Origin of the sequence: Intrasporangium oryzae NRRL B-24470 (assembly GCF_000576595.1) — a bacterium.
GTDB classification, from domain to species: Bacteria; Actinomycetota; Actinomycetes; order Actinomycetales; family Dermatophilaceae; genus Intrasporangium_C; species Intrasporangium_C oryzae.
Map to the genome: position 1 here is coordinate 39,566 of NZ_AWSA01000018.1, position 26,595 is coordinate 66,160.

A 26,595-nucleotide genomic window follows, 5' to 3' on the forward strand; every position below is an offset into this window, starting at 1 on the left:
CGCCATCGTCAACCGGCCGGGCCGAGAAACGCATCACTCACCGCGGATGAGGCCCCGACGCGGTCCGGCGCGGACGGTAGGAGGAGACCCACGAAACGGAAGGTGACTGAGCCATGGCCCTCAACGAGTACGAGCCCGGAACGAGCTTCCCCGGCGTCATCGGGCGGACGCCTGATGAGTCGGTCCCTGCCTGGCCCCGCCCGCTTCGCGCCCGCGAGGGATCGCCGAACGTCCTCATCGTCGTGCTCGATGACACGGGCTTCGGTCACCTCGGGTGCTACGGGAGCCCCATCAGGACCCCGAACCTCGACCGCCTGGCGGAGCGTGGCCTGCGCTACAACAACATGCACACCACGGCGCTCTGCTCCCCGAGCCGGTCCTGCATCCTCACCGGACGCAACCACCACAGCAACGGGATGGCGTGCGTCACCGAAGGAGCCACCGGATACCCGGGCTACAACGGGATGGTCCCGTTCGAGAACGGCCTTCTATCCGAGATGCTTCTCCTGCACGGCTACAGCACCTTCCTCATCGGCAAGTACCACCTGCTGCCGAGCCACGAGGAGACGGCCGCGGGGCCCTACACCCGGTGGCCACTCGGGCGCGGTTTCGAGCGCTTCTACGGCTTCCTCGGCGGGGACACGAGCCAGTGGCATCCCGACCTGGTCTACGACAACCACCAGGTCGATCCGCCCCGCACACCGGAGGAGGGCTACCACCTGACGGAGGACCTCGCGGACAGAGCAATCCAGTTCATCGCCGACGCCAAGCAGATCGACCCGGCCAAGCCTTTCTACCTCCACTTCTGTCCCGGTGCGACGCACGCACCCCACCACGTTCCCGCCGACTGGGCCGACCGCTACAAGGGCGCCTTCGACGAGGGGTGGGAGGTCTACCGCGAGCGCGTCTTCGCCCGACAGAAGGAGCTCGGAGTCGTCCCCCAGGACGCCGAGCTGTCCCGCCACGACCCGGACGTGCCCGAGTGGAGCAGCCTCAGCGACGATCAGCACCGGCTCTACGCCCGCATGATGGAGGTCTTCGCCGGCTTCCTGTCCCACACTGACCACCAGATCGGCCGGGTGCTCGACTACCTCGAGCGCACCAGTGAGCTCGACAACACGATCGTCATGGTCATCTCCGACAACGGCGCGAGCGCCGAGGGTGGCCCGACGGGCACGACCAACGAGGCCCAGTTCTTCAACAACGCCCCCGAGCCCTTCGAGGACAGCCTCGCGGTGATCGACGAGATCGGTGGCCCCGACCACTTCAACCACTACCCGTGGGGCTGGACCTGGGCCGGCAACACCCCCTTCCGCCGGTGGAAGCGCGAGACCTACCGTGGCGGCTCGACCGACCCGTTCATCGTCAGCTGGCCGCGCGGGATCTCGGCGAACGGAGAGGTCCGCCACCAGTACGCGCACATCATCGACATCGTGCCGACCGTGCTCGACCTGATCGGCATCACGGCACCTGCCACGATCCGAGGCGTCACGCAGTCCGCCATCCACGGCGTGAGCCTCGCAGACAGCCTGCGCAACGCCGACGCCGAGAACCGCCACCGGACCCAGTACTTCGAGATGATGGGACACCGTGCGCTCTATCACGACGGCTGGCGGGCGGTGTGCCCGTGGCCGGGCCCCTCGTTCGCCGAGGCCGGAAAGGGGTTCGGTGAGCCGATCTGGTCGAGCACGCTCAGCGACCTCGACGCCCATGCCTGGGAGCTCTACCACGTCGACGAGGACTTCGCCGAGTGCCATGACGTCGCCGACGAGAACCGCGATCGCCTGATCGCGCTCATCGCGACGTGGTACGCCGAGGCGGGCAAGTACGACGTCCTGCCGGTCGACGGCAGCGGGCTCGCCCGGTTCGTGGGCGAGAAGCCCCTCGTGGCGCCGCCACGCGACTCCTACACGTTCTACCCCGGGACGCAGTCAGTGCCGTTCTTCGCCGGTCCGCGGCTGCTCAACCGACCGCACAGCATCTCGACGGCCGTGACGATCGGGGAGGCGAGCGTCGAGGGCGTCCTGCTCGCCCAGGGCACCCGCGCAGGGGGCTTCTCGTTCTTCGTCAAGGACCGTCGCCTTCACTACGTCCACAACTGGGTCGGACGCCACCTCTTCGGGGTGTCGTCGGACGTCGAGCTCGAGCCGGGCGACCACGTGCTCCGGTTCGAGTTCGAGCCGACCGGCGAGCCCGATCTCGCGCACGGGCACGGCATGCCTGGGATGTTCCAGCTCTACGTCGACGGCACGCTGGTCGGCGCCCTCGACGTCCCCTACACGACGCCGTTCGCCTTCAACCCCGGCACGCTGACCTGCGGTGCCGACCCCGGGTCGACGGTGACGCCCGAGTACGCGGCGCCCTTCCGGTTCACGGGAACGCTGGAGAAGGTCATCGTGGACCTGTCCGGAGAGCTCATCGTCGACAAGGACGCCGAGCTGCGGATCGCCATGGCGCGCCAGTAGGGCCTCCACCGCGGACCACGCCGTGCAGCAGCCGCCTCAGACGTGAGGCGGCTGCTCTCGGCTAGTGCCTCACGCCTTCAGGCGCCCTCCCTCGTGTGGTCCCAGCCGGTCGACGAGAGGTCGACGCGTCGACAGCAGCCAGCCGTCTCGGCACGAGGCGCATCACGTCTCGGGCGAGGAACCCGGGAGACTCGGCGGCGAGGAGGGCACCCGCGCTCGTGTGGGCCCAGCTCCCCCACACGACCGCCTGCTCCGGCGAGGCGCCCCGGGCGAGAAGACCTGCGACCACGCCCGCCTTGACGGCCCCCGACCCCGCGGTGGCGAGCCCCGCAGCACCGCCCGAGCCGCGCCAGGCCCCACGGCCCGAGCTCACGGCATACGACACTTCTCCCCCGCTCAGCACGACGGCTCCGGTCGCGTCGGCCAGGCGGAGCACGGCGTCGTGCTGGTCGCGCTCGACCTCGTCCTCCGAGAGCCCCGGGCCAGGGAGCACGACGTCGACGTCCTCGGCCAGCTCGAGGATGCGCTCAGCGCCGGTCTGCGCCAGCTCACCGTTCGGCAGCACCGGCAGGCCCTCGACGAACGCCTCGGGCAGCGCCAGCCCGAGATTCTCGGCGGTGTCCTCTGCAGTGGCGACCTGGACCTTCCCCGCGCCGACCCGCAGTGCCGCTTCCGCCGCGAGCAGCGGAGCGCCAAAGGTCTGTCGCGCCCCGCCGACGACGAGGACCGTCCCCCGGTCGGCCTTGTCGCCGCCCTAGGGCGGCAGCGGCCACGACCGGAGCAGGTCCAGGTCGATGGGGACGACGGAGGGTCGGTCCACTCAGCCCCTCCGCTCGGCGTTCGCACCGATCGGCCCGGCCTGGGCGACCTGAGGCGCAGCGTCCGGCTCGCGCGGAGGGAGCGCGTCCGGCTCATCGGTGTTCTCGTGGGTCTCCGTCACCTCTGATTCCTCGAGGTGCCCGGTGTCGGCGAAGCTGACGAGCTGAAGGGTCCCATCCGCCCCGCGTCGGTACCGCGTCACCGAGCTTCCCAGTGGCTCGTTGCGGTCGACCTCGAGCAACCGACGCTCGTCCAGACCCTCAAGGACGAGCCGGAAACCCATGATCACGGCTTGGTGCGTGAAGACCCAGACCCGCCGACCTGCGTGCATCGACGCGAGGTCGAGCATGACGAGTCCATCGAGCACGAGCTCCTCGACGGGGCTCGCCGTCATGACTCGCCTCGATCCTTCCGGAGCGACTGCGGGGCGTACGACAGGACCGCCACCTGGGTCCGCTCGGCGACGAGCTGCGCGACCGATCTCTCCATGGCTGCCGCGTACCCCTCCCGCTGGGTCCCAACGACCGTGCGGGGCCGGGGTCAGAGGCGGGGTCAGTGGCGGGGTCAGTGGCGGGGTCAGTGGCGGGGTCAGTGGCGGGGTCAGTGGCGGGGTCAGTGGCGGGGTCAGTGGCGGGGTCAGTGGCGGGGTCAGTGGCGGGGTCAGTGGCGGGGTCAGTGGCGGGGTCAGTGGCGGGGTCAGTGGCGGGGTCAGTGGCGGGGTCAGTGGCGGGGTCAGTGGCGGGGTCAGTGGCGGGGTCAGTGGCGGGGTCAGTGGCGGGGTCAGTGGCGGGGTCAGTGGCGGGGTCAGTGGCGGGGTCAGTGGCGGGGTCAGTGGCGGGGTCAGTGGCGGGGTCAGGAGCGGGACGAACCACGTGGACCCCGCTCCGGTTGTCCGGCCCGGTGAACCCGGCGAGCCAGTGGGTAGGAGGAGGCGGAGGTCGTCCACCCGGATGGCCCGAGTCGCCTACCTCGTTCGAAGGAGTGCCATGTCCAAGGACGCCATCGTCCTGCTCAAGGACGACCACAAGGAGGTACGCAAGCAGTTCGCCGCCTTCCGCAAGCCGGACCAGACCCCGGCGAGGAAGCAGGCGATCGTCGACAAGATCCTCGAGCTGCTCACTGTCCACACCTACATCGAGAACGAGGTCATGTACCCAAGGGTCCGTGAGCTGCTCCCCGACCTCGAGGACGACGTGCTGGAGTCGTTCGAGGAGCACCACGTCGCAGACGTGCTGTGCGTCGAGCTCGCCTCGATGGACTCGGTCGACGAGCGCTTCGACGCCAAGACCACCGTCCTCATCGAGAACGTCGAGCACCACATGAACGAGGAGGAACGGGACTGGTTCCCGAAGGTCCGTGCGGGGCTCGGCCGCAAGACGCTCCAGGAGCTCGGTCAGGAGCTGCTCGAGGCACGAGAGCGCGCCCCACGACGCCCCGAGCAGCCGAGCGCCATGAAGAAGGCCATCGACGCCGTCGTCTCCTGAGGAACAGACGGTCCCGCGACAGGAGCGAACGCGTCCGCGAGAGCACGGGCATCGACACGAGGGGGTTGGTGCCCAACACTCAACGACTCGAGAACTCAGACGGTGTGGGATGTCCGGCGGGGGGTACGGGACGCCTGTGCCCCTCTCCGGGCGCGCCGGACGAGTGACCCGAAGGAGCGTCATGAGCGGCCAGGTTCCCCCCGTCCCCATCGAGACCGAGCCCAACGCACCCTGCGATTGTGACAACTGCCCCGAGGGCTGCACCTGTGACACCTGCGCGTGCGAGGACTGCACGTGTCCTCGCTGCGGTCACTCCGCCTGACCGGCCCGCGAGAACGCGCCGCCGCACACCACCGACCTGACCGCCGACATCGCCCCGGCGGTCAGGTCCGGCCTGCTGTCACCGGAACGTGGACCGCTGCACGCGAAGCGCGTCGGCACCGTCCCCGGAGAGCCGGTCGAGCGCTGCACTGCTCCGGCCGGTGAGCAGGAGCAGCAGCGCGCCGATCGGCCCGGCCACCTCGGCGCCCTGCCCCCGCGTCCACTCGGCGTCGGTTGCCGTGAGGCGGTAGCCCTCGAGCGGCAGTGGGCGGAACACGCCGGACATCCACGTGCGTCGGGTATCCCACCGGCGCGTCGCGGCGATGGCGCTCGCCGTCGGCCGCATCTCGAGGTCCAGGCGGAGCGGCACGGCGATGTCCTGGCTGTGCACGAGGATGTCGGTCAGCGTCTCCAGCGGCGTCACGAAGGCGTTGTGCCGTCGCGACCCGATCATGGCCCTGATCCGACCGATGATCTCGGAGGTCGGCAGCCGCGCCTGGACTACGGCCGAGTCGTGGATCGTCCGGTTCAGGGTGACGCTGCGCAGCATCCTCGGGTTGAGGGCGATGAACGCCCCGAGGTCGCGGACGCGCTGCTGCTGCAGGGTCAGGTGAGCCGCGACGTCGCGAACCGTCCAGCCCTCGCAGAGCGAGGGCTGCCGCCACTGATCATCGGTCAGCTGCTCCAGCAGGTCGGCGGTGCGTCGGCGCTGGTCGTCGATGGCGGCCCACACGGTGTCCGCTTGCTCGTCTCCCACGTCGGTCATCCTCTACCTCCTCAGGGAAAGACAGGGGGGCGCCTCGGCCGGGCTCGGACACCGCCACTGGTCGAGACGAGCTCGCCGAAGGCGGTGGAGAACCGGCCGAGGACCTCCGCTCCAACCGCGCCCTCCCTCGCTAAACTAGTCCTACGATCGAACCAATCTAGTTCGATCATAGAACTACCGCAAGGGGCCACATGACGCGCGACCTGCCGACCAGCCTGCTCATGTTCATCGCCTCCCGCGCTGCATCGGAGCGGATCTTCAGGGCGGTCCAGGAGGCGGGCTTCACGGACCTGACCCTCGCGCAGGGCCGGCTGATGATGGGCATGGAGCCCGATGGCAGCCGCCTCAGCACCCTGGCCGACCGGGGCCAGATCGCCAAGCAGACCGCCACGGCCCTCGTCGACAAGCTCGAGCGGGCCGGCTATGTCGAGCGCGTGCCCGACCCCTCCGACGGGAGGGCACGCCTCGTCCGCTTCACGTCCCGCGCGCTGGCCGTGCTCCCGATCGCGCGCGCCGAGGAAGCGCGCATCGAGGCGGAGTGGCGGGCACACCTCGGCGCGGAGCGCATGGACCAGCTCCGCGATGCCCTGACCGCCCTGCGCGAGGTCACCGATCCGCACCGGCCTCCCCACCAGGCGTGAGCCAGGCGCTGCGCAAAGGGGTGGTGAGCGGGTGGCGACCCTGAGGACGATGGGGCTGTGCACATCGACATCGCCACCGGCGCAGGAGCCGTTCGCGGGGTGACCGAGCGGGGGCTCGCCGTCTTCCGAGGCATCCCGTATGCCGCACTGCCCGTTCGCCTCGGCGCGCCGCAGCCGGGTGCCCGCTGGGACGGGGTGCGTGAGGCACTGAGGTTCGGGCCCCCGCCCCCGCAGTCGGGCGCGTTCGGCATGGATGCCCTGGGCGACGAGGGCGACGACTGGTTGACCGTCAACGTCTGGTCGCCCGACCTCGGCGGCCGCCTGCCGGTGATGGTGTGGATCCAGGGTGGCGCCTACGTGTTCGGCAGGTCCGGCCTGCCCGAGTACGACGGCGGCAACCTCGCCCGGGGCGGTGTCGTCGTGGTGACCTTCAACTACCGGGTCGGGTTCGAAGGCTTCGGATACGTCGAGGGGATGCCGGTCAACCGCGGCCTGCTCGACCAGGTCGCCGCGCTCGAGTGGGTCCAGCACACCATCGGCGCCTTCGGTGGCGACCCCGAGCGGGTGACCCTGTTCGGTCAGTCCGCGGGTGGTGGGTCGGTGGCGGCCCTGCTCGCGATGCCGCAGGCGGCCGGCCTCTTCCAGCGGGCCATCGCCCAGAGCGTCCCGGGGGTCTTCTTCACGCCGGACCTCGCTGCCGACATCACCCGCGTGTGCGCCTCCGAGCTCGGCCTCTCGCCCGAGGAGCTGTCGACCGTGGATCCCGGACTGCTGGCCGCCGCCGGTGACGCCGTGGGCGCCACGATGGGGCAGTTCGCGGACCGCTGGGGCCGCGCGGCGCACGCCCTGATCCCTTTCGCGCTGATCGTCGACGGTGACGTCCTGCCCACCACTCCGTGGGCAGGACTGACCGGCCAGGTCCCGCTGATGGTCGGTCACACGCGTCACGAACAGCGGTTGCTCACCGCCCTCAGTGGACGGCTGGGCGAGGTGACCCAGGCGGAGGCCATCGAGGCCTCCGAGGTCTTCGGGCCCGATCCGCAGGCCTACCGGCAGCACTTCCCAGACCCCCAGGAGCTGGACGAGGTGGTGCGTTCGGACTGGCTCTTCAGGATGCCGTCCCTGCACCTCACCGAGGCCCAGATCGAGGCAGGGGGCCTCGCCTACCTGTACGAGCTGACCTGGCCCGCTCCGGGGATGGGCGGCGTGCTGGGCGCCTGTCACGGCCTCGACGTGCCACTGGTGTTCGGCAACCTCACCGCTGGTCAACCCGCGATGCTGATCGGCGACCCCACCCCGGAGGCAGTGGCGCTGTCCGAGCAGATGCGCCACGCCTGGACGGCGTTCGCGACGACCGGCGACCCGGGCTGGCCGACCTACGACACCGGGGCGACGCGGCTCTTCGACATCGAGCCGGTCGTCACGTCCTATCCCGAGCAGGTCTCCCGCCAGATCTGGCGGGAGCGCCCGGACGTGCTCGACCTGACGTAGCAGGGCCTCCGCGGGCCTGCGTCGGTCTTCGGCCCGACGTATGCCGTGTGGCGTCGGGGGCGGTGGCGATGCCCCCCGCCTGCGCACCACGTTTCCGGGGGAGGGCATGGTTGTCGATGTGATGCCCTTCCGCACCTTGTTCCTGACCGTCGGTCTGCCCGGGGTGGGCAAGACCACTCGCGCCAAGGCGCTCGCGTCAGCCCATCGGATCCTCCGCCTGACACCGGACGAGTGGATGGCACCGCTCTTCGGCCACAGCGATGCCGATGGTCGTCGAGACATCGTCGAAGGCCGGATGATCTGGGTGGCGCACGAGGTGCTCGCCAGCGGCTCGGGTGTCGTTCTCGACTTCGGTTGCTGGTCTCCCGAGGAGCGGTATGCCATCCGAGCGATCGCCGAGGCGGCAGGAGCCGACTTCAAGCTGGAGTACGTCGAGGCGGACGAGCGTGATCGCCGCCGGCGTGCCACCCAGAGGTGGCTGCAGGCTCCCCACACGACCTTCGAGATGACCGAGCACGACCATGACCGCTACCTCGCGTCCTTCGAGGCGCCCAGCCCGAACGAGCTGAGCAACGGCCCCATCCCCTCCCCACCGGCTGGGCACGCGAGCTGGCCGGCCTGGGCCAGCAGTCGCTGGCCGACCCTGCCCATCATCGCTCCTCGCGCGGAAACCTGATCGGCCGTATGCCGGCATCCCCCGCGTGCTGGCCCAGCGGCATACGTCTCCCTCCGTGAGCGAAGGCGTCCCAGCGGTCGCTGGGGCGCCTTCGATGACTCGCAACGTCAGCCCATGAAGGACAGGGTCATCCGGGTCATGACGGCGGGCTGCTCCTCCCAGATCCAGTGTCCCGAGTCGGGCACGACCGCGATCGTGACGTCGGCGGCATACTGCTCGACCTGGGTGCCGACGGACCTGCCAAGGCTGTGGTCGGCACCGACGGCGAGGACGCGTACACGTCGGCGTCTGCCTCGGTGATCGCGCCCTTCTGGACCGTCAGCCAGTCGACGAACGTCGAGACCCAGATGCTCTCCCGTGGCCGTCGATGGTCTCCTCGGGGAGGCCGTTGGTGTCGTGGCCGATGAGTCGGATGTTCTGGTCTCGGTGGAGCAGCAGGCCGTGGACGGCACCAGCGCTGGCGACCTTGCCGTAGCCGACGCCCACGGCTGCAGCCCGCGGTCGCCGCTACGTCGTATGGACCTCGACCAGGCCCGCACCTCCGTCGACCGTGACGCGCTGACCGTCGCTGATGCGCTGGGTGGCGTCGCCGACGGCCACGACGGCCGGTATGCCGTACTCGCGGGCGACGAGGGACGCGTGGGCCGCCAGGCTGCCGCCGTCCGTGACGACCGCCGCTGCTCGGGCGAACAGGGGCGTCCAGGCCGGTGTCGTCGCGCTCGTGACGAGGACCTCACCGGCCGCGAGCCGGTCGGTGTCGGCCAGGTCGAGGATCACGCGCGCGACGCCCGTGGCACGGCCTGCGCTCGCCGGCATGCCCTCGAGCATGCCGGGGCGTCGCTCCGCGGGTTCGCGCATCGGGGCGAACGCGTCGTCCTGCATCTTCTGGACCAACCTCGGAAGCGTCCCGACCAGCAGCGGCGGGCACAGCTTCCTGTTCCGCGCCCACAGCGTGCGACGTTCGGCGACCGACGAGGCACGGGACTCGTCCGCGAAGAGCTCCTCCCGTTCGAGGAAGTACACGTCCTCGGCATGACCGATCACCCCACGGCGAACGCACGACTCACCCAGCCGAGCGAGCGCCCGCCGCATGAGGGGCCAGCCGAGCGTCAGGTCCGGGACCTGCTCCTCGCGGATCCGGGCGTACTTCTGCGCCAGGGCCAGGATCCGATCGAAGTCCGCTCGCTGCTTCGGCGCCAGGGCGCCACGGCAGGCCTCCTCGGCGCGTCGCCGCTCCTCGACGAGCGCGGCGTGGGCACGTGGCACGCCGCCCGGGATCCCGAGCTCACCGGCGGTGGGCCGGAACCAGTCGAGGCTCTGAATGGCGTGCGGGTCGAGGGCGCGCGGCTGCTCGAGACCCGAGACCAACGTCTGGTGGCTCCCTCCCAAGGTCGGTCGCAGATGGCGCGCGTAGAAGTCGGCGAGGACACCCTCGACCTTCCAGGCGTAGCCGCCGACTGACGAGATCGACTGCAGATACTCGCCGGCGGCGTCGGCGACCTCATCGATGATCGCCGACAGCCCCACATCGTCCGCGGACTCCACGTCCGCGCTCCGGCGCTCGACGAGGGCGCGGTAGCGCGGCAACAGCTCGTCCCGCCAATGGGAGGTCTCCCGAGCCCAGACCACTCGTTCCCCGACGTCGGGTCTGCGGCTCCGGACGAGCGCCCACAGGATCCGCGGTCGCCTCACGATGCCGAGCATCGGCCGCAGCCCCCCGGACCCGAGTGGCGAGTGGAAGTACCACCCGTTGATCGTCACGTGCAGCGGCAGCGGCGGGTAGACCCCGAGCCGCTCGCGCGACACCTGCGCGTACCGCGCCTCCATCCGCGCGAGCAGCCAGGTGTCGCAGAGAGGGGTGACGGGCTCGGGCAGCCACTCCCCGATCCGGAAGTTGCGGGTCCACCCGCCGGGCAGCGGCGACTCCCAGCGGACCGGGTCAGGCAGGGCCGTCATCGGGCGCGCCTGCAGGAGGTGGAGCCTGCCCCCGGCGAAGGCCCACTCGATGTCCTGCGGCACGTCGTCGAAGACTGCCTGGACTCGTCGCGCGAGCTCGGCCACGGCGAGGGCCTGCTCCTCGGTGAGGACCGCAGTCGGTGCGCGTCGGTCGCGAAGGGCGTGGTCGCCGCGCACGACCCACTGTTCGCCGGCCGCCTCGCCGTCGACCAGCACCTCGCCCAGGCCACGCGTCGCGGTGACGACGGTCTCCTGGCGGGCGCCGGTGAGGGGGTTCGCGGTGAACGCGACACCGGAGACCTCGGAGGTGACCATGCGTTGGAGGAGCACCGCCACACCCTCCTGGCCCTCGGGGCCGTGCGCACGCCTGTAGGCGACGACCCGCTCGTCGTGGGCCGACTGCCGGACCCGGCGCACCGCGTCGAGCACGGCGGACGGGCCGGACACGCCGAGCACGGTCTCGTACTGCCCGGCAAAGGACGCGTCCCCGAGGTCCTCGGCAATCGCAGAGGACCTCACGGCCAGGGGACCCTCGCCGAGCACCGAGAGCGCCTCGGACACCCGGTCGGGGAGCGCCTCCTCCGGCTCGCCGGCCGTCACCAGAACACCGTCCGGGACGGGGAAGCCCCGCCGAACGAGCAGCCCGAGGTTGGCCGCCTTGTGGCCTACGGTCCCCGCAGCGTCGTCGCCGAGGTCCTCCAGTCGGCGCACGTGCGCCGGGGCCAGGGTCGAGGCGGCGTCCCGCGCCCCCCGTGCTGCGTCTTCCACTGCTACCTCCCATGCCCAGCTGCATCGAGCAGGCCAGCCGTCGCCCGCGTCTCCGGCGGGCGCCACCGTCCGGGACTCTGTCGTGAACGGCCGTGGCGCGTCCGCGGTCCGGTCAGCCGACCCGGGTCGCCGTGAACGGGCCCGCCACCAGCTCGACGACCGGCGCGTAGATCCCCGCGGCCGTTGCGCTCTGGACCGCATCCGACTGCGCCGAGGCGGACTCCCAGTCGGCGATCTCGACCAGTCCGTCAGTGCTGTCGAGCGTCTCGTACACGGTGCTGCCGAGGAAGCCGGGGGCGCTGGGCCCGTGAGTCGCAGAGATGGTCTCGAGCAGCTCCCGCAGCTCGGTCCTCCTCCCGGGCTTGGCCTCGAACTGGACGATCACCCTGATGGGCATGAGCTCCTCCTTGCGGCACGGGCCTGATGCGACCGATCCTGCGGCACGGCCCAGCCGGAGACATCACTCGATCGCGCGATGCACCATGCCGGCGAGGGCGACGCGGTTCGACACACCGAGCTTGGCGAAGATGTGTCGGAGGTGCGTGTTGACGGTGTGCGGGGAGATGTAGAGGCGCCGCGCGATGGCGCCGTTCGTCATCCCCTCCGCGACGAGGGCGGAGACCGCCCGCTCGGTCGCCGTGAGGCTCTCCCATCCCGTCGCCGGCCGGTGCCGCGAGCCGCGGGACCCGGGATGGGCGCCGAGGCCGCGCATGCGCGCTCGGACCCGTCCCGCCCAGGCGTCTGCACCGGCGTGCTCGAACCGCTCGAGAGCCTCCGCGAGCAGCACCGTCGCCTCGTCCGTCCGCCCGGATCGGGCCAACAGGCTCGCGGCATCCTCACAGGCACCGGTGTGCTCGAGCAGGAGCGTCGAGCGCCGGGCCAGGGCCACCGCCTCCAGGGCCGGGTCGACGTCGTCGTCCACGAGTGCCCTGCACCTCAGGGCGACACTGCGCACGGTCGAGACCTCTGGTGCGAGCGCGGCCGCGGCCGTGACCGCATCGGCGACCTCGGCAGCCACGGCCCGCTGGTCCGAGGCCATGGCCAGGCGAACGAGATCGGGCGCCAGCCGTCGGTGGTAGAAGACGCTCCCGCGCTCCGCGTCGTACCTCCAGCACCGCAGCAGCAGCTCGTAGGCGCCTGGGTGGTCACCCTGCGCGGCCCGGAGCCCGGCCAGCGCGAACGCGACGATGCCGGCGTTGTAGCTGAGCGCCTCGCCCTCGAGGGACCCGGCGAGCCCGGACGCCAGCGCCTGCGCCCCCTCGAGATCGCCCACCGCCGTCGCGATGACGGTCTGGTAGGCGAGTGACTGCGACAGCAGCAGTGGGTGGTGCTTCTCACGAGCGGCCTCTCCGCCGGCGACGAGCCGCGGACCCGCATCCTCCCAGGCGCCGATCTCGAAGCACGCCTCCGCGTCGGCCATCAACGTCTCGGCGAGCCACCACCCGGAGCCGAACTCGTCGTCCAGCGCCTCCCGGTAGGCCGCCCGCGCTTCGGTGACGCGGTCGCAGTCGAAGAGCGCGAGGCCGAGGAAGAGCTTCGGCTGAAGCGGTAGCTGTCCGGTACCGGACGAGTCCGCGGCGAAGGACGCGGCGCGACGGGCGAGAACGAGCGCCTCGTCGAACCGGCCCTGCCGCCCCACCGCGACGAGCAGTGCCGTCAGGGCCCACGCCGTCAGCGCGCCCACCCCCGCGCCCTCGGCGATCTCCACCGCTCGACGGGAGGCGGACTCGCCCGCGGCCGGATCCCCCGAGTACGTCAGGGCCCAGCTCTGCTGAGTGAGCACCGGCACCTGCTCGACGGGCCGGAGCCGGGTCGGCTCGGCGAGGAGGTCCTGCGCGACGGTGATGACCTCGGCGGCGCGGTTCTGCAGGGCCAGCGCACCGAGGAAGGCGAGGCGCAGCCTCGTGTCCACCGCGGCCGAGTGGCTCCGCGCGAGCACCGCCTCCGCCCTGCTCGATGCCTCCTCCACCAGTCCCGCGCGAAGCAGTGCCTCGACGACCTCGACCGAGACCAGGTCGCCGTCGGCGTGCCCGCGCGGGAGCAACGCCTCGGCCCGGCGCAGCAGCTCGACGCTCACGCTCGGCGCACCGGGCGAGGCGTCTCGCGCGGCGTCCCGCAGCCAGGTGACCGCCTCGTCGTCACCCCGCTCGGACCCGAGCACCAGGTGGTCGGCCACGTCCAGCCGGTCGGCGCCCGCGGACATGAGGGCGACCGCGGCCTCACGGTGGAGCACGCGACGGGTCGGCGCCGGGATGCGCCGGTAGATGGCGCCGTGGACGAGCTGGTGTCGGAACACGACACGGTCGTCGGCCTCGTCGAGGAGCTGGGCATCGAAGGCGTCGGCGAGCATCTCGGCGACCTGCGCGGGCGGCCGGCGGGCGACCGCGACGAGGTCGCGGACCCGCACGGCATCACCGAGCACCGCCGTCACCTGGAGCAGCTCGAGCGTCGTGGGCGGCAGCTCTCGCAGCCGTCGCACGACGAGATCGCTCAACGACGTGGGCAGCTCCGAGCTCGTCGCCTCGACGCTGTCCCCGGCCCGGACGAGCATTCCTTCGTCGGCCAGTGACCGCAACAGCGCCCGTGCCCACAACGGGTTGCCGCCGGCCTTGTCGAGCAGGGTGGTCAGGGCTGGACCGGGTGGCCCGCCGATCTGGAGGGCCGCGAGGGCGACGACGTCATCAGGCAGCAGCGGGGCGAGCCGGAGAGTGCGGGCGCCGGCCGAGGCGAGGTCCTCGAGCAGCCGCGCCACCTCCGCAGACAGCGGCGACGGCCGGACCGTCACGACGACGAGGACTGGCGAGAACGGCATACGCCGCACGACAGCCGAGATCGCCGACAGGCTCGCCGGGTCCGCCCAGTGGACGTCCTCGGCAACCAGCAGGACCGGATGCTCGGCACACGAGGCCTCGACGAGGTCGACGACCTCCTCGACGACCCGGTACTGCAGGTCACCGGCCCCGTGCTCCGCGCCGCCGCCGTCGCGGGCCAGCAGCGACGCGACCGCGGCTCTGCGAGCGTCGGATGAGCGCATCCTCAGGTCGAGCGCACCCACGACCAGCCCGAATGGGTGGGTCCGCTCGAAGGGGTGCGCCTGGCCGTGGAACACGGTCACCTGAGAAGCGCGTGCCTGCGCCTCGACCGCCTGCACCAGACGGGTCTTTCCGATGCCGGCCTCCCCCTCGATGAGCAGGGCCGACGCCCTCGACTCGCCGAGCGCGCGGACGGCGGCGGCGGCGGCCGCCAGCTCAGCCGCGCGCCCAACGACGCCCTCGTCCGGGGACACGTCCACAGCCTGCCCGAGCGTGACGACCGGCGTCCAGAAGATGCGTGGGGCGACGCCGAGCCTGGTCGGGGGCGATGCTCCGCCGGCGCGTGGACGGCATACCACGATCGAGTGATGTTGCCGCCCGGTTCGTCCCGTATGTTCGCCGTCATCGGGTTACCACGATCGGGAGGAGACCCTCATGCCAGCCATCGCGTTCGCGGCACCACTGCGGCCGGGGAAGACGGAGATCGACCGCCTCGCGATGGAGTCGTGCTGGCGTGGCAGGCGGAAGGAGGCCTACCAGGACGCTCGCCGACGTGCAGGGATCACCAAGGAGTCGGTGTGGCTCCAGTCGACGCCGAACGGCGACCTCGCCGTGGTCTACATCGAGGCCGACGACATCGGTGCCGCGCTTGCCGCCATCGCCGGGTCGGCCGAGCCCTTCGACCGCTGGTTCCGCGAGCACATCCACGACGTCCACGGCATCGCCCTCGAGGACGGGTTCCCGACAGCGGTGCCTCTGCTCGACTTCGACATCGACCGCGCCGGGCAGGTCGGGCAGGTCGGGCAGGTCGGGCCCTGAGCGGACGCGCCGCGCGCCGCGCACAATGCGGTGGGTCGTCGCGACGCAGCGGGCGCCCGCCCTCCGTGGTGTCAGGTCCGGCCGGAGGGCGGGCGCCGCATGTCGTGCTGCTACCTGCCGTTCACGCTGAACGCGTAGAGCGCCCCGCCCGGACGTGGATCCGGGGGAAGCACCGTGTAGCCGGTTCCCCAGTACACGGCGCCGTCGACGACCGACGGCCCCGAGTAGCACGAGTCACCCGAGGCGTAGTCCCAGAGGACCCCTCCGGAGGACGCCTTCAGGGCGTACATGTGCCCGTCGGCGTCGGCGGAACAGCCGAAGACGACACCGTCGACGGCGGTCACCGCAGCAGGGGCGCCGGCTCCGGTGGGCGCTGCTGTGGTCCACAGGACCCGACCCGTCGCAGCGTCGAGAGCTGACCACCCACCGGCGTTGGTCACCGTGCCGTCCTTGAGCGTCCACGGCTTGGACTCGCTGTTGGCGTTGGCCGTGTAGACCCGTATGCCGTCGACCGCAGAACCCCACTGGAGCCCGCCCGAGACGCCGCCAGTGCCTGCCTGCGTCGACCACAGCACGGCTCCGGTGTCCGGGTTGACGGCCCAGTACCTGCCGGACTTCTGCCCGGCGCCGACGTACTCCGTGCCCTTCACCTTGTAGAGCGTCGGAGCCTGGCCGAAGTCGAAGTCGGGTCCGGGATCGCTCGGGCAGGCGGGTGTCGGGTCCGTGAAGCCGGGCAGGAACGGGATGCCGCAGGCGAGGTTCCATGCGTCACTCGGAAGGGCGCGCATGACCCACTTCACGGCACCCGTGGCCAGGTCCAGCGAGACGATCGCGTCGAACATGTCACTGGCCGGGATGCAGGCCGCGCGTGCCACGTCGTCGGGAGCGCTCGACAGGCATGCAGTCGCCGAGGCCGGGATCGAGTAGTTGTTCCCCGTCGAGATGTAGAGCGAGCCGCGCTTGAAGTCGACGGCGGGAGCGGACCCCCAGACCGAGCCGCCGGTGTAGCCGTCGGGCACGGTGTCGGTGCTCCACTTGATGGTGCCGGTCGCGGCGTCGACGGCGAGCATCCTGCCCCGGAAGGTGAGCGGGAACCCGAACCGCACGAGAGCCTCTTCGTAGGATGCGACTCCGATGTACGCGGTGCCGCCGACGACGGTCGCCGACTGCGTCAAGATCGGGTACCCGCCTGCGACGGTGGTCTTCCAGACCAGCGCGCCGGTCGCCTTGTTGATGCCGAGCAGGTATCCGTCGGGGCTGAGCGCCTTACCGGCCTGGTCGCCCAGGACGAGGAGGTCACCCGCGATGGCCGGCGTGGCCCGCGCGTAGTCCCGGGGAACTCCCGTGAGCGTAGCGATGCTGGTCTGCCATCTCACCGCGCCCGTGGACGCGTCGATGGCGTAGAGGAACCCGGCGTCGTCCGGGACGTAGACGACGCCGTTCTCGACGGCCGGGGTCGCGGACACGTTGCCGGCCGTCGGTGTCCTCCACTTGACGGAGAGAGAGCCGACATTGCCGACGCCGAGACCGGGGCCGGGGTTGTATCGGCTGTTGGAGGTGTCGTACCCCCACGAGCTCCACGAGTCGGTACGAGTGGCCGCGGTCGATGGAGCGATGATGACCATGCCGAGCAGTGCGGCTGTCGCAGCCGCCAGCAGGGCGCGTGAAGACTTCACATTGCCTCCTGCATCCAGCGGCGCCGGACGGCGCGCGCAGTCTCATGGTGAGAGGGCTGGCCACGTCGTCACATCACTCGATCGAGCGATGTTGCGGACTCGGACGACCTCGTTCGGGGCCCTGTCGTGCCGCGGGCGACGCACGGTCTCCCGTCGACGCAGCGGCGTGCGGCCTCGGGTCGGAGGTCCGAAGTGGATGAGTCGGCCGATACGCCGGGTTCTGTTCCGCGCCACCGTTACCGGTGACGCGGCGACGGCCATCCATCTAGGCCGGCCATTGCTGGCCGGCTCGAGCGCCCTACCCGCGCACTCGACCGGGCCGGTCTCGAGCGTGCGCTGTCTGGGCTTGCTCCGGGTGGGGTTTACCGAGCCGCTCCAGTCACCTGGAGCGCTGGTGGTCTCTTACACCACCGTTTCACCCTTACCGGCTGCCGAAGCACCCGGCGGTCTGTTTTCTGTGGCACTGTCCCGCGGGTCACCCCGGGTGGCTGTTGGCCACCACCCTGCCCTGTGGAGCCCGGACGTTCCTCGGCAGGGCCGAGGCCCTGACGCGACCGTCTGGCCGACTCATCCGTCGCCAAGCATAGGCCGTATGCCGCTCACCCGCGGACACACCCGCGCCCTGCCCGCCTACACCAAAGGGCGTAGGGCCTGCTCCGTCAGCGGCGGGAGGAACAACCCGGGCGCGGCCCAGACACTTGAGGGTGATCCATTGGTCAGGGGGAAAGGCAACGGCCATGCGTCCGAATCTTCGAATGAGGTCACGGGCGATGCTCGCGGCCAGCGTCCCGATCGCAGCACTCGCCCTGACCGTCGGCCCCGCCGGCTCGGCCGAGGCGGCGACCTATCTCTACGTCGGCGGCTCCAACTGCTCCGACAGCGGCTCGGGGACGTCCACACAGCCCTTCTGCACCATCGCCAAGGCGGCGAAGGTTGCACTGGCAGGGCAGACCGTCCTCGTCTCGTCCGGGACGTACGTTGACGAAGTGGCCCCGTGGCACTCCGGGACCTCCACCGCGCCCATCATCTTCCAGCCGGCCGACGGCGCCTCCGTGACGATCTCGGGCCCGAGGCACGGTTTCACGATCTCGAACCAGAGCTGGATCACCGTCGCCGGATTCACGATCCAGAACACGACGAGCAACGGGATCTACGTCTACAACGCGACCGGTCTGACCCTGGCGGGCAACACCGTGCAGACGTCAGGTCAGCGCGTGAGCGGCTACACGGCATACGGGATGTACCTCAACTCGATGACGAGCTCGTCCGTCATAGGCAACCTCGTCACGAACAACTCGGCCTCGGGCATCTACCTGACGAACGGCTCGACCGGCAACCAGATCAGCCGCAACGAGAGCTCGTGGAACGCCTACGGCTACGTGCGCAACGCGGTCGGGATCGACCTGCGGGCTCCGGGCAACGTCGTGTCGGCCAACCGCGTCCACGACAACGAGGACTCCGGGATCCAGTCGTACCCGGGCGGCGACAGCAACACGATCGTCAACAACGTCAGCTACCACAACAAGGGCTTCACCACGGTGGTGCTGACGAACTGCAACCACCCGACGACCGGGAACACGGCCGGGTGCATCACCGGTGACCACGGCATCGACGACTACGGGGTGACCGGCAGCGCGGTCGTCGGCAACACCGTCTACGACAACGTCGCGGCAGGGATCAACCTCGAGGGCGTCGCCTCGGGGACGGCCGCGAACTTCAGCTTCGCGAACAACGCCGCCGTGGACAACGCGGTCTCGTGCCCGAACGGCGCGGGCGGCACGGAGAAGTGCCCGCGGACCCGAGGGAACATGCGCGTCGACAGCACCTCGCAGATCGGGACGACGCTCGACTCCGACCTCGTCAACGTCAGCCTCACCGGCGCCACGCAGATGGTCTGGGGCACGACCTCGTACACGTCGCTGTCGTCCTTCCAGAGCGCGTCGGGGCAGGAGGCCCAGGGGCTGCAGGCCGACCCCAGGTGGGTCTCCCCCGGCCAGGCGAACTTCACGCTGCAGAGCGGCTCGCCCGCCATCGACTCGGCCAACTCGAGCGCCCCCGGGCAGAGCGCGACGGATGCCGCCTCGCACCCGCGCGTCGACGACCCGGCGACCGCCAACAGCGGACTCGGCGTCCGGAGCTACGACGACCGCGGCGCCTACGAGTACCAGCCGTGAACCGGCCGCGAACACAGAGACGGGACCAGATCATGAAGCCAGCAGCCAGCTCACGCGGCACGCGACAGAACGCTCCGTCCCCTCGGCCAAGGAAGGGCGTCCTCACCGGCGTGGCCGTCCTCGCGGCCGGCGCGGCCGCGGCGCTCACCGGCGCGGCCTACGCCGGCAGCGCCCAGCCGGGCGCGGCACCCGACGTCCGTGCCGTCTGCAGCACGGCGGCCGCCCTGGCGTCGTCGATCAGCCCGATGGTCGCCTCGACGTCCGCTCACGCCACTCCTTCCGACGCCTCGGCGCTCCGCGGGCGTGCCGCGAGTCTCGCGACCGCGGCACCGTCCGACACCCTCCGTGAGGCCCTCCAGAACGCCGCAGACGACCTCGCCGCGCTCCGGGTCAGCCTCGTCTCCGGGTCGACCGATCGCCGCGCGGACATCGCCGCCACGCTCCGCTCGGACCTCGTCGCACTGCGGCTCGCCTGCCACTCGTGACACCGATCCCGACGCCGATCCCGACGCCGATCCCGACGCCGAGAACGCGTCGACGTGAGGTGTCCTCCGTCAGGTGACGTAGGCCGCGATCGGCCCGGCGTCGGTGTCGGCGCGGGCGCCCGGAGGGAAAGGTGCTGGCATGAACGGACCGGTTGTCACCTCCCTCGGCCACGCCGGCCTGCGCATCGACGCACCCGGCCTGCGCATGCTCTGCGACCCCTGGCTCTCGCCGGGCGGCGCCTTCCTCGGCTCGTGGTTCCCGTTCCCCGACAACGAGCACATGAGGACGCACGAGATGCTCGACTGCGACTGGGTCGGGATCTCCCACGAGCACCTCGACCACCTCGACCTGCCGCTCCTGCGCGGGCTGCCGCCCTCGGTGCGGCTCGTCATCCCGCGCTACCCGTCGCGCGAGATGCGCAACCGGATCGCGGGTGCGCACATCGACAACGTCGTCATCGAGCTCGACGCCTGGGAGCGGCTCGCGCTCAACGACCGCGGCGACTGGGTGACGGTCATCCCCGAGCTGAGCCCGATGTGCCACGACGCGGCGATCCTCGTCCACGTCGACGGCCATGCCGTGCTCCACACCAACGACGCCCGCCTCAGCGTCAGCCAGCTGCGCCGCGCCGCCGAGGAGGTCGGCCGGCCCATCGACGTCATGGGCGTGCAGATGTCCGGGGCGTCGTGGCACCCGATCTGCTACGACTACGCCGACGAGGTCATTGCGCGGGTCAGCGGCGAGAAGCGACTCGGCAAGTTCAAGGCCGTGACGCGGCTCCTGCGCTCGGCGCCGCCCAGGATCGTCATCCCGTATGCCGGGCCGCCGTGCTTCCTCGACCCCGCCCTCGCCCACCACAACGGCGCGATGACCCCTCCCGGGATCTTCCCCGACCAGGCCCAGGCGCTCGACTTCCTGCGCGAGCGCCTGCCGGAGCAGACCTCGCTCTACCTGCTCCCCGGGGACCGCCTCGATGTGGGTTCCGGCGCCGTCGAGCGGGACCGGATGTGGACCCACTTCTCCTTCGACGACACGTCCGACTACCTGAGCGACTACGCGGCGGCCCGCCAGCACGAGATCGCCGCCATCTACGCGACCCACCCGGACCCCGAGCCGGACAGCGGTCTCGCCGAGCGGTTCCGCGACCACTTCCTCGCGCTCGGCTCGCTGTCGGACTACTTCCTCCAGCGGATCGGGATGACGGTCCGGTTCGAGGTCCTCGGCCGCGCGGGAGGGACGTGGGACGTGCGCCTCGGGCCCGAGACAACCCAGGTCGACCTGCGCCCCGGCGAGGACGCCCCGGGCTACCGCCTCACGGTCGAGGCCCGCTGGCTCGATGCCGTGCTGCGCGGCCGGATCCGCTGGGAGGACCTCCTCCTGTCCCTGCGCATCAGGGCGAGCCGCGACCCCGACGTGTACAACGACTACCTCGTCGGCCTGCTCAAGCACGCGGACCGGGACGCGCTCGAGGCCGTCGAGACCTACGAGACGAACCGCGACCCCGACGAGACCGTCGTCCTGCGCGACGGCACGACCGAGTACATCGTGAGCCGCTACTGCCCGCACGCCGGCGAGGACCTCCAGCACGGCGGCGTGGCCCACGACGGCGTGCTGCGCTGCCTCGGCCACAACTTCGACTTCGACCTCGGCACGGGTGAGTGCCTCAACGCACGCTGCGACCCGCTGCGCGTCACGCGGGTCGAGACCGAGCCTGCGAGCGGCATCCCGTCGGGCCTTCCGGAGGGCGTGGGCGCCGAGGCCCAAGGCGGATCCTGAGCGGACCCGAGCGGCCCGTCAGGCCGGGCGGAGCAGGTACACCGCCGTCTGCACCAGGACGTTGAGCGTATGCCGCAGGGTCGGCGCCCGCAGGAACGTGGCGTCGAGCGCCACCCTCCGGGGGACGACCTCCTCGAGGTACCAGCGCTCCGGGTCGCTGGCCGCGGGCCGCAGCACACGCGAGTCGCGCAGGCGGATCTGGGCCGGCCCCGTCAGACCCGGCGTGTACTGGAGGATCCACCGGCAGTCCGTCGGGTAGCGCTCGGCGAGCCCTACCGTCTCGGGCCGGGGCCCGACGAGGGTCATCTCCCCGCGAAGGACGTTGACGAGCTGCGGGAGCTCGTCCACCGAGGTGCGGCGCAGCACCGAGCCGACCCGAGTGACCCGGGGGTCCGCGCGAGCCGTGAGGTCGGGACCGTCCCCACCGTCGGTCATGGTCCGCAGCTTGAGGATCGTGAAGGGCTGGCCGCCGGCCCCGACCCGCTGCTGGCGGAAGAGCACGGGGCCCGGGCTGCTCCGCCGGATCGCGATCGCCGCGACCCCCAGCAGGGGCGCACTGACGACGAGTCCGAGCGTGGCGACGCAGACGTCACAGGCACGCCGCAGCCCGCCGACCCCCGATCGTCCGCCCTGCCCTAGCCCGTGCCGGCTGCCACGAACACCGCGTCGAACATCTGCGAGGCGACCGCCACGTCGTCGGCGAGGCCGACCTGAAGTGTCGATGGCGACATGTGCGTCCACAGCTGCGCCCCCTTTCTCCGTCGTTCCTGCAAGGCCTGCGTGAGCGCGTTGGGCGCGGCCCCGGGGTCCGTGAGCCGGACGAGGCCGCCCTGGTAGACCTGCGCCCACGTCCAGATGTCGACCGCCTTGGCGCCCTCCTCGAGGGGGATGTCGACGAAGGTGTGGACGTCGGCCTCGGCCCGGGCAGCGTCCCAGGGGTAGGCGCCGGGATGGGCCAGTGCCTTGCGGGCCTGGAGCCGGGTCCGGCTCCCCCACCGCCGCACGGCTTCACGCCAGCTGAGCCGCATCGCCTGGTCGCGGTCGAGCCCCTGATCGGCATACCAGCTGTCGTCCCGCAGCCCGGGGCTGACGTCGACGACGTCGAGACCCGAGGCGATGTAGCCGTCGACGGCGGCCATGGAGGCACCGGGGTCGCGCAGCCGCGCCATCGAGGCGCAGGTCCGCATCTCCGCCGAGGGAACGGGCTGCCAGTCCAGGCAGCCGAGTTCCGGCACGACGACGTCGACCAGCACCTTGCCACCCGGGAGCGCCGCGTGGACGTCGCGCACCGCCTGCGCCACGAGCGCCGAGTCCTGCGCCGGCGTGCTCCCGTCGCGGTAGCCCAGCTCGTCGGCGATCTTGATCCCCTTCGCCCCGGTGCGGCGCGCCAGGTCGACCGCGATGTCGAGGACCTGCCGGTACCGGGCCGGACCGGTCAGGTAGGCCTTGACGAAGTCCGCCTCGACCCAGACCTCGGTCCCACGGTCGGCGATCGCGCTCGCCAGCTCGACGTACTTGCTGGCGGCGGTGGTCTCGCCCGGGGCCGGCCCCGATCCCGTCGCCGGCAGGGCGTCGCTCGTGCAGCCCGCCGCGAGCACCGCGACCGTCAGCGTCGCGAGCCCGAGTCGAAGCGCCCGTCTCATCGCGCCCGAGCCATGAGGCGTCGGAGGACGCCGAGAAGGGTGAGGTCGGTGACGAGATAGGCGACGGCGCTCGCCACCGCCGCGCCCACGACCCCCTGCGAGGGGATGAGGAGCAGGTCGAGCACGATCGTCACGACGAGGCCCACGGCGAGGACGGCCGAGTTCGTGCCGGGCCGACGTGTCCCGAGGAGGAACCCGCTCGCGAGACCACCAGCCGGCGAGACGACGAGACCGGCGACGATGATGACGGCCGGCGTCACCGCGGCGGCGAACTCCTGCCCGTACAGCGCGGGCAGGAGCGGTGAGGCCGCGAGCGCCAGGGCCGCGGCGACGGCGAGACCGAGACCGAGCAGCCATGGGAGCTGTCGCGCCACGTCGCGGGAGGCCCCGGCCGCGCCCTGGCGCGCGACCCGGGGATAGGTCACCCAGGTCACCGCGAGGGCGGGGAGCTTGACCAGCTCGGCGAACTTCGACGCGACGGCGTAGACGCCGAGCGGGCCGGGTCCGGCCATGGACCCCAGCACGAGGAAGTCCAGGCGAAGGTTGAGCAGCCCGACGAGCCCGCCGACCTGCCCGAGGAGCCCGAAGGTGACGACTCGTCGGGCCAGCGGACGGTCGGGGCGCCCGAGGAACCGCATGCCGCGAGCGTGGACCCGGTGACCGAGCCGCAGCCACGCGCCTGCCGCGACGAGGACGTCGGCCGCGATGAGCGTGACGACGAGCAGGAGCGGTCCGCGGAGCCCGAGGAGGTAGCCGATCGCGAAGGCGGGGAGGAACGCCACCTCCTCGGCCGCGGTGACAACGTTCGAGCCCTTGAGGTCGTCGAGCCCCTGCAGGCTCGACTTCCCGACGGCCACGGGGAGCTGGGTCGCCACGCTCAGGCCCGCGAGGACCATCACGAGCGTGGTCGTCGTGGGGAAGAGGATCGCGTGGATCGCCGGCAGGAGGACGAACCAGGCCGCCGTGCCGAGCGCGGTCCCCGCGGCGAGGACGGCGAGGATCGTCGGCCAGAGCCGCCGCGCCGTTCCCTCCGGCCCCGCGAGGAAGTAGCCCATGGCCCCTGGGAGGCCGCATGCCGCGAGCACGCCGAAGAGCCCGGGCACCACACGCAGGAGCGCAAGCACCCCGACATCCGCAGCGCCTCCGACCCGGGCGACGACGACGGTCGCGGCCGCGAGGGCGAGGATCGCGATGAGGCGGGCCGAGATGTTGTCGAGGACGGCCCGACCCGGGATCCGGACCGTCCGCAGTCGCTCGGTCGGCTGGAGGCGCATGAGCATCTCAGTCCTCCCCTGCCCGACGGCTGGTCTGCCTGAGCAGTCGAGGCGTCGCGCTCATGCGCAGCAGGTCGAGCCCGGCGACGAGCCCGAGGTAGGCCCAGAGGTGGCGGAAGTGGAGGACCTCGTAGAACGCCCCCGAGACGAGGAAGGCGGCGCCGATCCCTGCGAGGAAGTGCGGAGCCGGGATCACCGTGTCCTCGGGCGTCCCGCGGGCCGACACCCGCCGCAACCTGACGGCGATCGAGGTGACCAGGACGACGAGCCCCAGGCCACCGAGCGCCCCACGCTCGACGATGGTCGCCACATAGTCGTTGTGGGCCTCCTTGACATAGGGCGCGGCCTCCGCGGCGAGCGTCGCCTTGGTCCGGCTGGGTCCCACACCGAGGAGGTCACCGCGCCAGAACAGCTGGATCCCCTCGGCGACAAGGACCTCACGCTCGCGGCTGGACTCGTCGCTCCGGCCGAGGGAGTCGTGCAGCACGGGGCCGGAGTCGGCTGCCTTCTGACGCAGGGCGGCGAGGTCGACGACGCGGCTGCCGACGCCGAGGCCGAGAGCGAGCGCGCACGCGACGACAAGCGTGACGGCGGGGCCCCGAGACCGCGAGAGGCCGACGACGAGGCTCACCGCGCCGCCGACGAGAGCACCGACCACAGCGCCGTTCGACCCGGTGAAGACGATGGCCGTCACGATGAGGGCGATGGCGCCGCACCGGGCCACCATGCCTCTGGGGCGCCTCGCCGCGAGGACGAAGAAGAGGGAGACGACGAAGTAGTTGCCGGCCAGGTTCGGGTCGCCGAAGGTCAACGACGCCCTCGATCCGTCGGCCGCGGTCATCCCGGCGAGCCAGGGCAGGCCACCGAGTCGGCCCACGATGAGCAGCAGCGCCCACACCGCGCCACTCCAGCACCAGGCCGAGGTCAGTGGCTCGACGAGGCTGCGGTCCGCGAGCAGGCAGCTGGCGATCGTCGCGGACCACGCCAGGAGGAAGAGGTCCTGGCCGATGACGAGCGTGGACCGGAGCTCCCCCGCCGCGAACGCTGCCACGGCGCCGGCAACCATGAGGATCCAGACTCCGGCGAGATACGGAACGCGGATCCCGGCCCGGACTCCGACGAGCCACATCAGTCCCGCGACGATGGAGAGCGCGATGGTCAGGTCGGCCGGCGCGGTGTTCCCCGGACCCGACGGGACGAGCAGCGGCAGCGTGACGACCGCGAGGGCGAACAGACCCCGCACCGCACCGGGGGCGCGCGTGGCGGCCGGGGCGCCGGTCGCGACGGGCAGGGTCGTCGTCATGAGCCCAGCTCCACCAGGAGTCGCGCGTGCTCGAGCGCGAAGCCGTCCTCGTCGCTCGTGGCCGCGACCTGCGCTATCCCGACGAGGACGGCATCGCGCCACCAGCCCGGGTATCGGCTCGGCCCCGTCCGGTCCGCCTCGACGAAGGAGGCAACGAGGTCCCGGTACCACCCACGTGACCGGAGGAGGTACCTCAGCGGCTCCCCCCACCGGCCGGAGGTGAGCCCGGCGTGCCCGAACACGGCACGGCCGGCAACGGTGTGGCGGTCGAGGTAGAGCGTGTACGCGAGCGCGAAGCGAACCCGGTCCCACACCGGGTCGGCACCGAAGGCGGCATGCTCCCAGTCGACGACGCCGGTCACCCTGCCCGCCGACCTCAGCACGTTCCCGCACCAGAAGTCACCGTGGACGACGTGCGCGGGCCGGAGCAGGCCGCTCAGCCGGTCCTGCGCCCCCTTGCAGGCCGCGGCGGCGCTCTCCCCCACGGCGTCCCCAGGCCACCGAGCGGCGAGGGCAGCATCCCAGGCAGGCTGGGCCGCGGTCGGGTGCTCGAGCCCGAAGAGCTGTCCGAGCCACTCGTCGGCGTCGCGGAAGTCCGCCTCGACGGTCCGGCGCCGTCCCGTATGCCGCCACCCGTGATACTCGACGAGCATCGGGCGCCCCGACGAGGCCGTGGTCACCAGGAGGGTGGCGTCGGGGCTGTCGTGCAGCTCGAGGAGGCGCGGCACGGTCCCCCCGACGAGGCCCGGGTCGATCGCCTCGATGCGCCGGAGGGCCCCGGCCTCGGCCCGCACGGCCCCCGCCGCCCCGGCCGTCAGAGCGACCTTGACCGCGAGGACAGGTGGACCGCCCCGCTCGGGCGTCACCATGACGACCGCCTTGGGGTTGTCGTCCCGGGACATCGCGACCACCGTCAAGCGCGGGCGCTCCCCGGGGAGGTGGTCGCGCACGGCCTCCTGGACGGCGGCGTGAATGACCGCAACGCCGGTGGCGCCCCCGACGGTGTCAGGCGGCGACGCGCTCAT

The 26,595-nt window shown here is 71.6% G+C and carries 21 protein-coding genes, 1 other RNA gene and 1 pseudogene; 9 read left to right on the forward strand and 14 right to left on the reverse strand.

Annotated elements, in window-relative coordinates:
• Positions 1 to 113: 113 nt before the first annotated feature.
• On the forward strand, positions 114 to 2,465 hold the full coding sequence (locus N865_RS10025; protein WP_034804995.1) for an arylsulfatase: 2,352 nt from the start codon (positions 114 to 116) through the stop codon (positions 2,463 to 2,465).
• A 61-nt stretch (positions 2,466 to 2,526) separates the two neighbouring features.
• Here the strand turns inward: N865_RS10025 and N865_RS10030 are convergent, their stop codons facing one another.
• From N865_RS10030 to N865_RS22705, 3 genes and pseudogenes are all read right to left on the reverse strand, one after another.
• Positions 2,527 to 2,958 (reverse strand): NAD(P)H-hydrate dehydratase, encoded by a 432-nt coding sequence (locus N865_RS10030; protein WP_281173493.1) that lies wholly within the window; start codon positions 2,956 to 2,958, stop codon positions 2,527 to 2,529.
• Positions 2,938 to 3,180: pseudogene (locus N865_RS23725) on the reverse strand (NAD(P)H-hydrate dehydratase); the annotation flags it as partial. The gene N865_RS10030 and the pseudogene N865_RS23725, both read right to left, overlap by 21 nt.
• Before the next feature lie 105 nt (positions 3,181 to 3,285).
• Positions 3,286 to 3,678 carry a histidine phosphatase family protein gene (locus N865_RS22705; protein ID WP_051510429.1) on the reverse strand — a complete coding sequence of 131 codons (393 nt, stop codon included), beginning with the start codon at positions 3,676 to 3,678 and terminating at the stop codon, positions 3,286 to 3,288.
• Between the two features lie 592 nt (positions 3,679 to 4,270).
• On the opposite strand from N865_RS22705, the gene N865_RS10045 reads away from it, so the two are divergent.
• Positions 4,271 to 4,768 carry a hemerythrin domain-containing protein gene (locus N865_RS10045; RefSeq protein WP_034804999.1) on the forward strand — a complete coding sequence of 166 codons (498 nt, stop codon included), beginning with the start codon at positions 4,271 to 4,273 and terminating at the stop codon, positions 4,766 to 4,768.
• Positions 4,769 to 5,168: 400 nt separating this feature from the next.
• Here N865_RS10045 and N865_RS10050 read toward each other — a convergent pair whose 3' ends face one another.
• The gene (locus tag N865_RS10050; RefSeq protein ID WP_034805001.1) at positions 5,169 to 5,855 is read right to left on the reverse strand and encodes a maleylpyruvate isomerase family mycothiol-dependent enzyme; all 687 of its coding nucleotides are present in this window, start codon (positions 5,853 to 5,855) and stop codon (positions 5,169 to 5,171) included.
• Between the two features lie 191 nt (positions 5,856 to 6,046).
• Here N865_RS10050 and N865_RS10055 point away from each other — a divergent pair, with 191 nt between their 5' ends.
• From N865_RS10055 to N865_RS10065, 3 genes are all read left to right on the forward strand, one after another.
• Positions 6,047 to 6,496: a MarR family winged helix-turn-helix transcriptional regulator gene (locus N865_RS10055; RefSeq protein WP_034805004.1), complete on the forward strand. Its 450-nt coding sequence runs from the start codon at positions 6,047 to 6,049 to the stop codon at positions 6,494 to 6,496.
• Between the two features lie 57 nt (positions 6,497 to 6,553).
• On the forward strand, positions 6,554 to 7,987 hold the full coding sequence (locus N865_RS10060; protein WP_034805007.1) for a carboxylesterase/lipase family protein: 1,434 nt from the start codon (positions 6,554 to 6,556) through the stop codon (positions 7,985 to 7,987).
• Positions 7,988 to 8,093: 106 nt separating this feature from the next.
• Entirely contained in the window at positions 8,094 to 8,663 is a 570-nt protein-coding gene (locus N865_RS10065) for an AAA family ATPase (RefSeq protein ID WP_211244887.1), read from the forward strand.
• A 507-nt stretch (positions 8,664 to 9,170) separates the two neighbouring features.
• Here the strand turns inward: N865_RS10065 and N865_RS10070 are convergent.
• From N865_RS10070 to N865_RS10080, 3 genes are all read right to left on the reverse strand, one after another.
• The gene (locus tag N865_RS10070) at positions 9,171 to 11,387 is read right to left on the reverse strand and encodes a PEP/pyruvate-binding domain-containing protein (protein WP_034805010.1); all 2,217 of its coding nucleotides are present in this window, start codon (positions 11,385 to 11,387) and stop codon (positions 9,171 to 9,173) included.
• Between the two features lie 112 nt (positions 11,388 to 11,499).
• On the reverse strand, positions 11,500 to 11,784 hold the full coding sequence (locus N865_RS10075) for an antibiotic biosynthesis monooxygenase family protein (RefSeq protein WP_034805013.1): 285 nt from the start codon (positions 11,782 to 11,784) through the stop codon (positions 11,500 to 11,502).
• A gap of 63 nt (positions 11,785 to 11,847) precedes the next feature.
• A complete protein-coding gene (locus tag N865_RS10080; protein ID WP_157557646.1) occupies positions 11,848 to 14,673 on the reverse strand; it encodes a helix-turn-helix transcriptional regulator in 2,826 nt (941 codons plus the stop codon).
• Positions 14,674 to 14,854: 181 nt separating this feature from the next.
• Between N865_RS10080 and N865_RS10085 the strand changes: the two genes are divergently transcribed.
• Positions 14,855 to 15,238 (forward strand): hypothetical protein, encoded by a 384-nt coding sequence (locus N865_RS10085; protein ID WP_034805018.1) that lies wholly within the window; start codon positions 14,855 to 14,857, stop codon positions 15,236 to 15,238.
• Between the two features lie 110 nt (positions 15,239 to 15,348).
• Here N865_RS10085 and N865_RS10090 read toward each other — a convergent pair whose 3' ends face one another.
• Together N865_RS10090 and rnpB are read right to left on the reverse strand one after the other, a co-directional pair.
• Positions 15,349 to 16,914 carry an outer membrane protein assembly factor BamB family protein gene (locus tag N865_RS10090; RefSeq protein WP_245603720.1) on the reverse strand — a complete coding sequence of 522 codons (1,566 nt, stop codon included), beginning with the start codon at positions 16,912 to 16,914 and terminating at the stop codon, positions 15,349 to 15,351.
• Between the two features lie 193 nt (positions 16,915 to 17,107).
• An RNA gene (gene rnpB, locus N865_RS21760) (RNase P RNA component class A) lies at positions 17,108 to 17,484 on the reverse strand.
• A 185-nt stretch (positions 17,485 to 17,669) separates the two neighbouring features.
• Between rnpB and N865_RS10095 the strand changes: the two genes are divergently transcribed.
• From N865_RS10095 to N865_RS10105, 3 genes are all read left to right on the forward strand, one after another.
• Entirely contained in the window at positions 17,670 to 19,088 is a 1,419-nt protein-coding gene (locus N865_RS10095; RefSeq protein ID WP_169735731.1) for a right-handed parallel beta-helix repeat-containing protein, read from the forward strand.
• A gap of 32 nt (positions 19,089 to 19,120) precedes the next feature.
• Positions 19,121 to 19,573 carry a hypothetical protein gene (locus N865_RS10100; RefSeq protein ID WP_157557647.1) on the forward strand — a complete coding sequence of 151 codons (453 nt, stop codon included), beginning with the start codon at positions 19,121 to 19,123 and terminating at the stop codon, positions 19,571 to 19,573.
• Between the two features lie 139 nt (positions 19,574 to 19,712).
• Positions 19,713 to 21,350 (forward strand): Rieske 2Fe-2S domain-containing protein, encoded by a 1,638-nt coding sequence (locus N865_RS10105; protein ID WP_084328122.1) that lies wholly within the window; start codon positions 19,713 to 19,715, stop codon positions 21,348 to 21,350.
• 18 nt (positions 21,351 to 21,368) lie between these two features.
• Here N865_RS10105 and N865_RS10110 read toward each other — a convergent pair whose 3' ends face one another.
• The 5 genes from N865_RS10110 to N865_RS10130 are packed head-to-tail and all read right to left on the reverse strand — an operon-like array spanning position 21,369 to position 26,595.
• Positions 21,369 to 21,956 (reverse strand): sugar transferase, encoded by a 588-nt coding sequence (locus N865_RS10110; protein WP_034805115.1) that lies wholly within the window; start codon positions 21,954 to 21,956, stop codon positions 21,369 to 21,371.
• 29 nt (positions 21,957 to 21,985) lie between these two features.
• The gene (locus N865_RS10115) at positions 21,986 to 22,993 is read right to left on the reverse strand and encodes a hypothetical protein (protein ID WP_034805026.1); all 1,008 of its coding nucleotides are present in this window, start codon (positions 22,991 to 22,993) and stop codon (positions 21,986 to 21,988) included.
• The gene (locus N865_RS10120) at positions 22,990 to 24,273 is read right to left on the reverse strand and encodes an oligosaccharide flippase family protein (RefSeq protein WP_034805028.1); all 1,284 of its coding nucleotides are present in this window, start codon (positions 24,271 to 24,273) and stop codon (positions 22,990 to 22,992) included. The genes N865_RS10115 and N865_RS10120 overlap by 4 nt, the downstream gene beginning before the upstream one ends.
• Position 24,274: 1 nt before the next feature.
• Positions 24,275 to 25,570: an O-antigen ligase family protein gene (locus N865_RS10125; RefSeq protein WP_034805030.1), complete on the reverse strand. Its 1,296-nt coding sequence runs from the start codon at positions 25,568 to 25,570 to the stop codon at positions 24,275 to 24,277.
• A complete protein-coding gene (locus N865_RS10130) occupies positions 25,567 to 26,595 on the reverse strand; it encodes an aminoglycoside phosphotransferase family protein (RefSeq protein ID WP_034805032.1) in 1,029 nt (342 codons plus the stop codon). Before N865_RS10130 ends, N865_RS10125 begins: the two co-directional genes overlap by 4 nt.